This is a genomic window from Roseateles aquatilis, assembly GCF_002205645.1.
Classification (GTDB): Bacteria; Pseudomonadota; Gammaproteobacteria; order Burkholderiales; family Burkholderiaceae_C; genus Roseateles; species Roseateles aquatilis.
Window position 1 is genome coordinate 337,821 of sequence record NZ_NIOF01000005.1, and the last position, 11,131, is coordinate 348,951.

An 11,131-nucleotide genomic window follows, 5' to 3' on the forward strand; every position below is an offset into this window, starting at 1 on the left:
CGGAGCGATCGGAGGACACGTCAATGCTCCTCATGGTGCGGGTCGCGCCAACTGCGCCACAGCAGCACCGGCAGGATGGAGGTGAAGACGATGACCTCCTTGAACGCGCTGGCCCAGAAGGAGCTGAACGACTCGATCAGACCGACCAGCAGCGCGCCGAGCGCCGCGCCCGGGTAGCTCGACAGGCCGGCGAAGACCGCGGCCACGAAGCCCTTCAGGCCGATGAGGAAGCCGCTGTCGTAGAAGATCGTCGTGGTGGGGCTGATGAGGATGCCCGACAGTGCCCCGATGAACGCCGCCAGCGTGAAGGACAGCCGCCCCGCCGAAGTGCTGGAGATGCCCATCAGCCGCGCCCCCAGCCGGTTCACCGCGGTGGCGCGCAAGGCCTTGCCATAGAGGCTCTTCTCGAAGAACAGCCACAGCGCCACGATCAGCGCCGCCGACGCCATCACGATGATCAGCGTCTGGCCGGAGAACAGCAGCGGGCCGACCGCGTAGCTCGCATCCCAGAAGCTCGGATTGCGCGAGCCCTCGGCGCCGAAGAACACGAGCCCCAGACCGGTCAGCGCGAAGTGCACCCCGACGGACACGATCAGCAGCACCAGCACCGACGCATCCGCCAGCGACTGGTAGGCGAGCCTGTAGAGCAGTCCGCCCATCGGCGTGACGACGGCCAGCGTCAGCAGCGCCTGCGCCACCAGCGGCAGCTTCATCGGCGCCAACCACAACGCGCAGAGCCCGATCGCCAGGCCCGGCAAGGCACGCAGCGCGATCGGCTTGAGTTCCGCCACCACACGGCCCGCGCGGACCGCGGCCACCAGGTCGAGCAGGGCCGCCAGCAGCGCCATCCCGATCAGGAAGTGGATCGTCAACGGCGTCTGGCCGAGTTGCAGTCCCGCCAGCGTCAACGCGCCGAAGGCCACGAACTCACCCTGCGGGATGAAGATCACCCGCGTCACCGCGAATACGAGGACCAGCGCCAGCGCCAGCAGCGCATAGATCGCGCCGTTGGTGACCCCGTCCAGCACCAGGATGCTTGCGATCGCCCCGTCCACTGTGTCTCCTGTGGTGTTTTCAGCCGACTCTAGCGAGATTCGACAAGCGCCCCGTCAGTGGATGCCGCATTGACATTTCGCAAGAGATTAGTCCGACCGGTCGGTCGAACTTGAGGCGAGCGGGCAGCCGCGGTGCTCGCCCTCTCGCGTCCCGCGAGGCTTCGTTAGACTGCGCCGCCATGCCCCAACACCAGCCCTCCCTGGAGATCGACGGCCCGCTCGCGACGGTGACGCTGCGGCGCCCGCACGTGGCCAATCGGCTGGAGTTGATCGACCTGCAGACCCTTCAGGCGCACCTGCGGGAGGTCGACGCCCTGCCCGCGGTACGCGTGCTGCTGCTGCGCGCCGAGGGCAAGCATTTCTGCAGCGGCTTCAACATCGATGCCGTCCCCGGCGTCGATGCCGGCGCGCTGTTCGAGGCGCTGACCGACGCCTGGGAGCAGGCGCGGCCGGTCACCGTGGCGGCGATCCAGGGCGGTGTCTATGGCGGCGCGACGGATCTGGCGCTGGCGTGCGATTTCCGGCTCGGGGTGCGGCGCTGCGAGATGTTCGTGCCGGCCGCCCGGCTGGGGCTGCACTTCTATCGCGGCGGCCTGGAGCGGTACGTGAACCGGCTCGGGCTGTCGATGGCGAAGCGGGTGCTGCTGGCCGGGGAGACGCTCGACGCCGCGGCGATGCGCGAGAGCGGCTTCCTCGATCAATTGCTCGACGACGGTGCCGCGCTGAGCGCCGCCACCGAGGCGCTGTGCGAGCGTCTCTGCGGCTACGCCCCGCTGGCGCTGGCCGGCATGAAGAAGCACCTCAACGCCATCGCCAACGGCCGGCTCGACACGCGCGCCCTGCAAAAGGACATCGCGATCGCGAACGCGTCGGCGGATCTGGCGGAAGGCGTGGCCGCCTGGCAGCAAAAGCGTCCGCCGAAGTTCATCGGACGCTGAAGGCGCCCGCCGGACGGCCCCGGCCGCCGCGGGCGTGGGACGGGCCGGTCAGACGGTCTCGGTCTCGTGGCGCAACGCGTGCAGATGCAGGCAGACCTTGGCGGTGGCGCGACGCAGATCGAGCTCCTCGCGCTTGGTCCATTCGCGGGCGACGCCTCGCTGGCCGAGCGCGATCACGCCGAAGGTCTTGCCGTTGATCTGCCCGCTGACATCGAGCATCGCGCGCCATGTCGGCGGCTTCGGCAATGCGCTCAGCCGCTCGTCCTGCAGCACGTCGTCGCAGCGGAAGACACCGTCGGTCAGCAGCGCATGAAAGTAGCCCGGGTAGGCCTGCTGCTCGCAGACCGGGAGTTGCCCGCTCGGGCCGTCGATCGACTCGGCGCCGAGGCAACGCAGGCGATGCCGGCCAGGCTCGCCGTCCAGCAACCAGAGGCTGGCGTGCGAACTACGGAAGTAGTCGCACAAGGCCTCGCTCACGGTCTGTGCATAACGCGCGGCGAGGTCGCCAGCGGTTTCCAGACTCGGGTCCCGGCTTTCGGTCGCCGGCCATTCCATGTCCTGACTCGCCGCCCGCATGGCGGCGAACAGCCCTTCGATCTTCTCCATCGATGCGCTCGCTTCCCTGTGTATGTCCTTGTCGTTGACGCCACGGTGAAACGGCGCGGGCGGAATTCTAGGTAGTTTCCCTAGATCGTGCCAAGCACCCGCCGGCTGTGTTACCTCTTTACCTGCCATTGACTGTCCGCCAAAGCGGTCGCCGATGACCTTCGAACGCGGTATTAGCGATGGCCCGATACGGAGAAGGCCCCGGTTGTAGGAAAATAGGGGTTTCGTCGTCTGCCCCCAGGGGGAACTTGGGGCAGCCGACGCCGCATTTCATACTCTTATCAGGATCAGGATCAGCGTGGCCAAGGATACGACCAAGACGACCATCGAAGCCGATGGTCTGCGCTATCGCTCTAAAGCTCCCGGCTCGCCGTTCGCGGCGACCTCCTCGTTCGGCGCGGCGACCATGTCGTGCTTCCTCTGCGGCAAGCATCGCCCGCGGGCGTTGCTGAAGTCCCGCAAGCTGCTGGGCAAGTCCCAGCCGGTGTGTGCTCCTTCCTGCAAGGAACTGGAAGAGCAACTGGCGAAGAAGTAAGCCCAGGCTCACGCGGCGTGCCTTTGGTCTTCGGACCGAGGGGATGCCGCGAAGCCTTGGCGTTGGCGCTGCCGGCCCTGCGCGGCCGGGTGCGCCGCGGTGCGTTCAGGAGGCCCTGAAGCAGCGCCCACAGACCGCGCGGTAACGGGAGTTGCCGCCGATCTCCACTTGCGCGCCCTCGGTCAACTTGCGACCGCTGGCATCGACGCGCATGTTCATCGTCGCCTTGCGGCCGCAGTCGCAGATGGTCTTCATCTCGTCCATCTCGTCCGCCAGCGCCAGCAGCGCCGCCGAGCCGCCGAACAGCTCGCCCTGGAAATCGGTCCGCAACCCGTAGCAGATCACGGGGACATGCCGCATGTGCGCGATCTCGTGCAGGGACCAGACCTGGTCCTTGGTCAGGAACTGCGCCTCGTCCACCAGCACGCACGCCACGCCCGGCGACTGCGTCAGCAGCGCGCGGAAGTCCGTCGCCGCGTTGAAGACCTCCGCGAGCCGCTGCGGCCCCAGGCGCGAGGTCACGAAGCCCTTGCCATAGCGGTCGTCGACGCCTGCGGTGAAGATGCGCACGGCGTGGCCGCGCTCCTCGTAGTTGTGCGCCACCTGCAGCAGCGCGGTGGACTTGCCGGCATTCATCGCGGCGTAGCGGAAAAACAGTTTGGCCATGGTTCTCGACGCCCGTGCTGACGGGCAGCGGGCGATTGTCGATGCAAACCCGACCGTTCGTCGGGCAGTGGTTTCACCCCCGGGCAAGCGATGTAGCGGTGCGTCACACGTGACACCTAATATCGTTCGCGAGGGAACCCATGCGCCGCCGGGACACGACCCCGCCTGCGCGAACAAGAGCGCCAAGCAAAGCGAGATCATGAGCAAAGACACCTGCACCGCCGTTCGGGAAGACGGCCTGCGCTATGAATCCAAGCTGGGCGGGTCGCCGTTCCAGGGCAGCGGCCAGACCCGATCCTGTTTCAAGTGCGGCCGCCACCGCCCGCCGAGCAGCCTGCAGTCCAAGCGGATCCTCGGCCGGACCGAATTGATCTGCAAACCGGCCTGCGAGCCGAAGACCTGACATCTGCGCCCCACCTCGACTGGCGCCTCAGGCAGGACGGGCGCCAGCCGTCGATCAACGCGAATTGCCACGCCCGCACGGCTATGGGCACAATCCCCCTTTTCCCGTTGGCCGGCCACGCGCCGCTTGATTCATGTCCTCCAGCACCCCGCCGCAAGGCGAAGTGACCTCTTCCGGCACTCCCGATTCCCAAGCCGCGACGCCCGACGTCGACGCGGCCCCGACAGCGCCGGCCGCCAGCGAGTCTCCCGCAGCCGAAGCAACGCAGGCGTCCGCCGCCGCACCGGATGCCCCCACCCCGCCGGGCACGCCCAAGGCCGATGGTGCCCGTATCGACCTGCCCGCCGTCGCCGCCAAGCTGAAGGAGCTCTTCCCCGCGCTGTTTTCCGGTGCGGTCAAGCCGCTGAAGCTCCGCGTCCAGGCCGACATCCAGGAGCGCGCGCCAGGTCAGTTCACCAAGGCTCAACTGTCCGCCTTCCTGCGCCGCTACACCGGCGGCACCGGTTACCTGATCGCGCTGAGCAAGGCCAAGACACGCTTCGACCTCGATGGCCAGCCCGCCGGCGAGCTGAGCGACGAGCATCGCGATGCCGCCCAGCAGGAGCTGACGCGCCGCCGCGGCATCAGCGACGCGCGTCGCGCCGAAGAAGATCGCGGCCGCCAGGAGCGCGCGCAACTGCTGCGCGATTTCTCCCGCACCACGCTCACGCCGGCCAATTTCTGCGCGTTGAAAGGCCTGACGCAGGAACAGCTGGACACGCAGCTGAAACTGGCTCGCGAAGAAGAAGCACAGCAGCCGCCGCGCCCCGAGCGTCAGGACCGCGGCCCGCGCGACGGCGATCAGCGCCGAGGTGGCCCGCGCGGCGACGGTCGCCACGGCGCTCCGGGCCAGGGCCCGCGCGGCGACCGCCCGCGCCGTGAGGGTCAAGCCAACGACGGCCGCAGGCCGCCGCGCCAGCCGCGCTGATGCCAGACGCCGGGCACCGCCGGCGCCCCGTCTGCGATGGGTGCCGGCGACCTCTTGCCGGCTGCTGGTGCGCCTGCGTCCGCCACGTGGCCAACCGCGCGCCGCTCCTCATCCTGCAGGATCCCGGCGAGGCGCATCAGGCCAAGGGCACCGCGCAGCTGTTGGCGCGATGCCTTGCGCGCGCCGAGTTGCGGGTCGGCGAGCGCTTCGAGCCGCCGGCACAGCTCGGCAGTCATGTGCTGCTGTACCCCGACACCCCAGGCGACGCGGCGCTGGCCGATCCACCCCCTTGGCCGACGGCCGCGCCCCTCGCTCCGCCGACGCTGGTCGTGCTGGACGGCACCTGGCGCCGGAGTCGACGGCTGCTCTACCTGAACCCCTGGCTGCAGTCGCTGCCACGATTGGCGCTGACCACGCCCGCGCCGTCGCGCTACGTCATCCGCTGCGCCCGAGGCGAGACCCAACGAAGCACCCTCGAAGCCTGCGCGATGGCGCTGGCGCAACTCGATGGCGACGACTTGCGGTACGCGCCGCTGTGGGACGCCATGGACAACTTCATGGCGCTGCAGCGCCGCCTCGCGGACAGACGACCGACGGCGGGCGCATCGCCCCCACGGTAAGCTGGCGCGCATTGGCCGGCCTCACGTCGGCCCGGCACGTTTTTGCAGGAGATCCCATGAGCATGCCCCCCTCCTCCGCCTCCGCCCTTCCCGCGGCGGAACCTCGGTTGACCTCGCTCTCGCACGGGGGCGGCTGCGGTTGCAAGATCGCGCCCGGGCTGCTGTCTGAAATCCTGCGAGGGACGAGCGCCCTGCCGCTACCCAAGGAGTTGCTGGTCGGCATCGAGACTTCGGACGACGCGGCCGTGTACCAACTCAACGACGAGCAGGCATTGGTCGCCACCACCGACTTCTTCATGCCCATCGTCGACGACCCGCATGACTTCGGTCGCATCGCCGCGACGAACGCGATCAGCGACGTCTATGCGATGGGAGGCAAGCCCATCCTGGCGCTTGCGCTTGTCGGCATGCCCATCGCGGCGCTGAGCACGGCGACGATCGGGCGCATTCTCGAGGGCGGCGCCTCGGTGTGCCGCGAGGCCGGCATCCCGATCGCGGGCGGGCACACCATCGATTCGGTGGAGCCGATCTATGGACTCGTGGCATTGGGCCTGGTGCACCCCTCGCGCGTGAAGCGCAACGCCGACGCAAGGGCTGGCGATGTGCTCGTGCTGGGCAAGGCCCTGGGCGTGGGCGTGATGTCGGCGGCGCTCAAGAAGGGCAAGCTCGACGACGCCTCCTATCGCCGGATGATCGCGACCACGACCCAACTCAACACCCCCGGGCCGGAGCTCGCGGCGATTGAAGGCGTGCATGCGCTGACAGACGTGACGGGCTTTGGATTGGCTGGCCATGCCTTGGAGCTCGCGCGCGGCTCGGGATGCGCGATCGATCTGGATTGGAGCGCCGTGCCGCTGCTCGACGGCGTGCGCGCCCTGGCCGGGGACGGATTCGTCACAGGAGCGTCCGGCCGCAATTGGGCGGCTTATGGCGTAGACGTGTCACTCGCCAGCACGCTGCCGGCCGAGGCTCAGGCGCTGTTGAGCGATCCACAGACCAGCGGGGGTCTGCTGGTCTCATGCGCACCGGAGGCCGTCGATGCGGTGATGGGCGTCTTCGCGCGTCATCGTTTCGATGCGGCCACGATCATCGGACACATCCGCGAGGCTGATGAAGGCGCGATTCTGCGCGTCGCTTGACTCATCGCGCCACGGCGCCACGGCCGCATCGCGGCAAGAGGCAAACAGCAGCTGGGCCTTGAAACGCAAAAGGCCCTCCGAAGAGGGCCTTTGCGATCGACAAGGACATCGCTGAGACGTCTTGTCGAGATTGGTTGCGGGGGCAGGATTTGAACCTACGACCTTTGGGTTATGAGCCCAACGAGCTACCAGACTGCTCCACCCCGCGGCTGTGATGTTTGGCGAGCAGCGAGAGATCTCGCCGTTCTGCCGGTGATCGCATCAAGACTCAGCGCTGCGGCTTTGTCTCGATCCAATCTTCATGCCGTCCTGCGACGACATTCGATGTTCTGGTTGCGGGGGCAGGATTTGAACCTACGACCTTTGGGTTATGAGCCCAACGAGCTACCAGACTGCTCCACCCCGCGATCGAAGAAAGAGAGTGTAGCACGGAAATGACCGAGGCCCCAACTCCCCGGCCGGCTTTTCGTCAGATGCCGGCAGCCTGGAGCGACTGCAGGAAACGATCCGCATCCTGGAAGCCGATCACGCGCGCGCCGGCGAGCTCCTGGCCCTTCGGGTCGAAGAAGATCGTTCCCGGCGGGCCGAACAACTTGAAGCGCTTGAGCAGCTCGCGATCCTCAGCGTTGTTGGCCGTCACATCGGCCTTCAACAGCAGGGCGCCAGCGAGCCTGGACTGGACCCGCGCGTCGGTGAAGGTGAAGCGCTCCATCTCCTTGCACGAGACGCACCAGTCGGCATAGAAGTCGAGCATCACCGGCTTGCCGGCGCCGCGCAGCGCGTCGTCAAGTTCCGCGACGCTCTTGATCTTGCGGAACACCACCGCGCCAGCTTCCGCCTGCGCCGCCGCGCCCGGCGACTTGCCGCCGGCAAGGACGCCGGCCAGCGGCTTCAGGGTATCGGTGCCGCCCGCGGCGACGCCGATGAACTGCGCCACGCCGAAGACCATCGCGGCCACGGCCGCGCTCCTGCGCAGCCACACGCCCGGTGTGTTGGACTCCACGCGCTGGAACAGCCCCAGCAGCGCCGCGACCGCCACCAGCAACGCGCCCCACAGCACTTGGGCGATCACCGGCGACAACACCGGCTGCACGATCCACAGCGCCACCGCCAGCAGCAGCAGGCCGAAGAAGTACTTCACGCCCTCCATCCACGCGCCGGCGCGCGGCAGCAACGTGCCGGCGGACAGGCCCAGCAACAGCAGCGGCACGCTCATGCCCCAAGCCAGCGCGAACAACGCTGCGCCGCCGAGCATCACATCGCGCGTCTGGCTGATGTACAGCAGGGCGCCGGCCAAGGGAGCGGCCACGCAGGGGCTGACAATCAACGCGGACAGCCCGCCCATCAGGAATACGCTGAAGAATTTACCCGCGGGCAGTCGCTGTGTCGCATCAGAAATGCCCCCGGTGAAGCGGCTCGGCAACTGGATCTCGTAGACGCCGAACATCGACAGCGAGAAGCCCACCAGCATCAGCGCGAACAGGGTCAGCACCCAGGGCTTCTGCAGATAGGCGGCCAGGCCGCCGCCCGCCAAGCCGGCCGCGACGCCCAGCGCCGTGTACAGCAGGGCCATGCCCAGCGAGTAGCTGAACGCCAGGAGGAAGCCGCGCAGTCGCGACGGCGCGCCCCCCTGTCCCACGATGATCGACGACAGGATGGGCAGCATCGGCAGCACGCACGGCGTCAATGAGAGCAGCACGCCAGCAAGGAAGAACGCACCGATGACCACCCACAACCGGCCCGACGCGAGTACCTGATCGAGCGCGGAGCCGCTCGGCGGCACCCCTGCGGTGCTGGATCCCGCGGCGGCCACCGGCGCACCGGACTCCACCGGCGTCGACGCCACGGCGCTGGACAAGCCGAAGCCGCTCATCGCATCGGTGGCCGCCGCGATCTTCACCGCACCGTCGCCACCGAAACCGCGCAGGCCGAGCGTCAACTCGCTCGTCATCGGCGGATAGCACAACCCCTTGTCAGCGCAACCCTGGCCGGTCAGGCGCAGCTTCATCGGCGCGCCGTCCAGCGACTCCACGGGCACCTTGATGGTCAGGTGTTCGCGGTAGGTTTCGACTTCCTTCTGGAACGTCTCATCGAACTTGCGCTTGGGCGTCGGCCAGTGGATCTCTCCGAGCTTCGCGCCGGGCGCATCCAGCTTGAACTGGTCCCGATACATGTAATACCCGGGCGCGATCTGAAAGCTCAACTGGATCTCGCGATCGCCGATCAGTTGGGCGTCGACCTTGAAGGCCTGCTCGGGATCCAGGAAATCATCGGCGCGGGCGGCACCGGTCGCGACAAGCGCCAGCAGCATGAACAATGCCGGCAGCAACCGTCGCATCAGAGCGTAAGGAGTCATGAACGCGAAAACGTGAACGAGCTTGTGGCCCGGGTCGTCATGGAGACGGAAAGGCGCGAAGCTTAGCGCCATTGCAACGCCCATGACATTCGACAGGGCAGCGTGCAGAGCCTGACTCCACCACCCCGGAGACGCGTGCCGCACAGCTGGCGCGCGGCACGGCGCACTCGGCTCGCCTGCCGAGGCATTTCGCTCGGAAATGAAAAAGGCCAGCAAAACTGCTGGCCTTCGAAGTGCGATGCGAGTCGATGCTTATTCAGCAGCGCCTTCGCCGTCCGCTTCCGGACGGTCGACCAGCTCGACGAACGCCATCGGGGCGTTGTCGCCGGGACGGAAGCCCATCTTCAGGATGCGCGTGTAGCCGCCCGGACGGGTAGCGAAACGGGGACCCAGTTCGTTGAACAGCTTAGTTACGATGTCGCGGTCGCGCAGGCGGTTGAAAGCCAGACGGCGATTCGCGAGCGTCGGTTCCTTGGACAGGGTGATCAGCGGCTCGACGATGCGACGCAGTTCCTTCGCCTTGGGCAGCGTGGTCTTGATCGCTTCGTGTTGCAGCAGGGAGACCGCCATGTTGCGGAACATCGCGGCGCGGTGTTCGCTGGTACGGTTCAGTTTGCGGAGGCCGTTACGGTGGCGCATGGTGCTTTCCTTCCTTCAGTTATTGCCGACAGCCGGATCAGGTACTGCCGGGGGCACCGGGCGAGTCGTGAGACCCGCCCTTCTTCAAAAAATCAACGCTTGTCGAGACCTTGGGGCGGCCAGTTCTCAAGACGCGAGCCCAGGGTCAGGCCGCGCGAGGCGAGCACTTCCTTGATCTCGTTGAGCGACTTGCGACCCAGGTTCGGGGTCTTCAGCAGCTCGGTCTCGGTACGCTGGATCAGGTCACCGATGTAATAGATGTTCTCGGCCTTCAGGCAGTTGGCCGAACGCACGGTGAGCTCGAGCTCGTCGACCGGACGCAGCAGGATCGGGTCGAAGCTGCTCGAACGGGCGGCAGGTGCCTGATCGAACACGTCCACCAGGTCCGTGCCTTGCAGCTGGGCGAAGACCGCCATCTGCTCGACCAGGATCTTGGCGGAAGCACGGATGGCTTCTTCCGGCGAGATCGCGCCGTTGGTCTCGATCTCGATGACCAGCTTGTCCAGGTCGGTACGCTGCTCGACGCGGGCGTTCTCGACGGCGTAGCTGACACGCTTGACCGGGCTGAACGAAGCGTCCAGCACGATGCGACCGATGGCCTTGGTCGGCTCGTCGCCGTAGCGGCGCATGTTGCCGGGAACGTAGCCACGTCCCTTTTCGACCTTGATCTGCATGTCCAGCTTGCCGCCCTGCGACAGGTGGGCAATGACGTGATCGGGATTGATGATCTCGACGTCGTGCGGCGTTTGGATGTCGGCGGCGGTCACGGGACCTTCGCCTTCCTTGCGCAGGACCAGGGTCACTTCCTCACGGTTGTGCAGGCGGAACACCACCCCCTTGAGGTTCAGCATGATGTGAACCACGTCCTCTTGCACGCCGTCGATGGCGGAGTACTCGTGCAGCACGCCAGCGATCGTCACTTCCGTCGGCGCATAACCCACCATCGAGGACAGCAGCACACGACGCAGGGCATTGCCCAGGGTGTGGCCATAGCCGCGTTCGAACGGCTCCAGGATCACCTTGGCGCGATGACCGCCCAGGGGCTCCACAGTGATGGATTTGGGTTTGAGCAGATTCGTTTGCATGAGGTCTTTCTTTCAATACCCTCGGTTCGTTACACCGATAAGGCTGAGGGACCAACCAGGCGCGCCCCGCAAATGCTGACGCGACCCGGACGAGGAAATGCCGAGCCGGCCCGTGAAGGGCC

Annotated in this window: 12 protein-coding genes and 2 tRNA genes; 6 read left to right on the forward strand and 8 right to left on the reverse strand. The window is 67.1% G+C overall.

Translation table 11 applies throughout. The features are described 5' to 3' along the window. Positions 1 to 20 precede the first annotated feature (20 nt). The gene (locus CDN99_RS14145; RefSeq protein ID WP_088385500.1) at positions 21 to 1,055 is read right to left on the reverse strand and encodes a branched-chain amino acid ABC transporter permease; all 1,035 of its coding nucleotides are present in this window, start codon (positions 1,053 to 1,055) and stop codon (positions 21 to 23) included. Positions 1,056 to 1,234: 179 nt separating this feature from the next. On the opposite strand from CDN99_RS14145, the gene CDN99_RS14150 reads away from it, so the two are divergent. Continuing rightward, complete coding sequence (locus tag CDN99_RS14150; RefSeq protein ID WP_088385501.1) at positions 1,235 to 1,993, forward strand: enoyl-CoA hydratase/isomerase family protein; 759 nt, start codon at positions 1,235 to 1,237, stop codon at positions 1,991 to 1,993. A 48-nt stretch (positions 1,994 to 2,041) separates the two neighbouring features. On the opposite strand, the gene CDN99_RS14155 is transcribed toward CDN99_RS14150, so the two are convergent. Then, a complete protein-coding gene (locus CDN99_RS14155; RefSeq protein ID WP_088385502.1) occupies positions 2,042 to 2,599 on the reverse strand; it encodes a GAF domain-containing protein in 558 nt (185 codons plus the stop codon). 298 nt (positions 2,600 to 2,897) lie between these two features. On the opposite strand from CDN99_RS14155, the gene CDN99_RS14160 reads away from it, so the two are divergent. Continuing rightward, positions 2,898 to 3,134, forward strand: a complete 237-nt coding sequence (locus CDN99_RS14160) for a hypothetical protein (protein ID WP_088385503.1) — start codon at positions 2,898 to 2,900, stop codon at positions 3,132 to 3,134. A gap of 105 nt (positions 3,135 to 3,239) precedes the next feature. On the opposite strand, the gene CDN99_RS14165 is transcribed toward CDN99_RS14160, so the two are convergent. Beyond that, positions 3,240 to 3,800: a thymidine kinase gene (locus CDN99_RS14165; RefSeq protein ID WP_088385504.1), complete on the reverse strand. Its 561-nt coding sequence runs from the start codon at positions 3,798 to 3,800 to the stop codon at positions 3,240 to 3,242. On the opposite strand from CDN99_RS14165, the gene CDN99_RS29295 reads away from it, so the two are divergent. The 4 genes from CDN99_RS29295 (at position 3,799) to selD (ending at position 6,929) form a co-directional block, all read left to right on the forward strand. After that, positions 3,799 to 4,203: a hypothetical protein gene (locus CDN99_RS29295; protein ID WP_238139522.1), complete on the forward strand. Its 405-nt coding sequence runs from the start codon at positions 3,799 to 3,801 to the stop codon at positions 4,201 to 4,203. The two genes, CDN99_RS14165 and CDN99_RS29295, sit on opposite strands and share 2 nt — an antisense overlap. Positions 4,204 to 4,336: 133 nt before the next feature. Continuing rightward, on the forward strand, positions 4,337 to 5,170 hold the full coding sequence (locus tag CDN99_RS14175; RefSeq protein ID WP_088385506.1) for a ProQ/FinO family protein: 834 nt from the start codon (positions 4,337 to 4,339) through the stop codon (positions 5,168 to 5,170). Then, the gene (locus CDN99_RS14180; RefSeq protein ID WP_088385507.1) at positions 5,170 to 5,790 is read left to right on the forward strand and encodes a tRNA-uridine aminocarboxypropyltransferase; all 621 of its coding nucleotides are present in this window, start codon (positions 5,170 to 5,172) and stop codon (positions 5,788 to 5,790) included. Before CDN99_RS14175 ends, CDN99_RS14180 begins: the two co-directional genes overlap by 1 nt. A gap of 56 nt (positions 5,791 to 5,846) precedes the next feature. Next, the gene (gene selD, locus CDN99_RS14185) at positions 5,847 to 6,929 is read left to right on the forward strand and encodes a selenide, water dikinase SelD (protein WP_088385508.1); all 1,083 of its coding nucleotides are present in this window, start codon (positions 5,847 to 5,849) and stop codon (positions 6,927 to 6,929) included. Positions 6,930 to 7,060: 131 nt separating this feature from the next. Here the strand turns inward: selD and CDN99_RS14190 are convergent. From CDN99_RS14190 to CDN99_RS14210, 5 genes are all read right to left on the reverse strand, one after another. Continuing rightward, positions 7,061 to 7,137, reverse strand: a tRNA-Met gene (locus CDN99_RS14190). A gap of 122 nt (positions 7,138 to 7,259) precedes the next feature. Beyond that, a tRNA-Met gene (locus tag CDN99_RS14195) sits at positions 7,260 to 7,336 on the reverse strand. A 62-nt stretch (positions 7,337 to 7,398) separates the two neighbouring features. Continuing rightward, entirely contained in the window at positions 7,399 to 9,285 is a 1,887-nt protein-coding gene (gene dsbD, locus CDN99_RS14200) for a protein-disulfide reductase DsbD (RefSeq protein WP_088385509.1), read from the reverse strand. Positions 9,286 to 9,537: 252 nt separating this feature from the next. Continuing rightward, complete coding sequence (gene rplQ / locus CDN99_RS14205) at positions 9,538 to 9,924, reverse strand: 50S ribosomal protein L17 (protein ID WP_088385510.1); 387 nt, start codon at positions 9,922 to 9,924, stop codon at positions 9,538 to 9,540. A gap of 92 nt (positions 9,925 to 10,016) precedes the next feature. Continuing rightward, positions 10,017 to 11,009 (reverse strand): DNA-directed RNA polymerase subunit alpha, encoded by a 993-nt coding sequence (locus tag CDN99_RS14210; RefSeq protein WP_088385511.1) that lies wholly within the window; start codon positions 11,007 to 11,009, stop codon positions 10,017 to 10,019. Positions 11,010 to 11,131 lie beyond the last annotated feature (122 nt).

Coding starts and splice junctions, on each gene's coding strand:
- CDN99_RS14150 (WP_088385501.1), top strand. CDS start 1,235: ATGCCCCAACACCAGCCCTCCCTGGAGATCGACGGCCCGCTCGCGACG.
- CDN99_RS14165 (WP_088385504.1), bottom strand. CDS start 3,800: ATGGCCAAACTGTTTTTCCGCTACGCCGCGATGAATGCCGGCAAGTCC.
- selD (WP_088385508.1), top strand. CDS start 5,847: ATGAGCATGCCCCCCTCCTCCGCCTCCGCCCTTCCCGCGGCGGAACCT.
- CDN99_RS29295 (WP_238139522.1), top strand. CDS start 3,799: ATGGTTCTCGACGCCCGTGCTGACGGGCAGCGGGCGATTGTCGATGCA.
- dsbD (WP_088385509.1), bottom strand. CDS start 9,285: ATGACTCCTTACGCTCTGATGCGACGGTTGCTGCCGGCATTGTTCATG.
- rplQ (WP_088385510.1), bottom strand. CDS start 9,924: ATGCGCCACCGTAACGGCCTCCGCAAACTGAACCGTACCAGCGAACAC.
- CDN99_RS14180 (WP_088385507.1), top strand. CDS start 5,170: ATGCCAGACGCCGGGCACCGCCGGCGCCCCGTCTGCGATGGGTGCCGG.
- CDN99_RS14175 (WP_088385506.1), top strand. CDS start 4,337: ATGTCCTCCAGCACCCCGCCGCAAGGCGAAGTGACCTCTTCCGGCACT.
- CDN99_RS14210 (WP_088385511.1), bottom strand. CDS start 11,009: ATGCAAACGAATCTGCTCAAACCCAAATCCATCACTGTGGAGCCCCTG.
- CDN99_RS14155 (WP_088385502.1), bottom strand. CDS start 2,599: ATGGAGAAGATCGAAGGGCTGTTCGCCGCCATGCGGGCGGCGAGTCAG.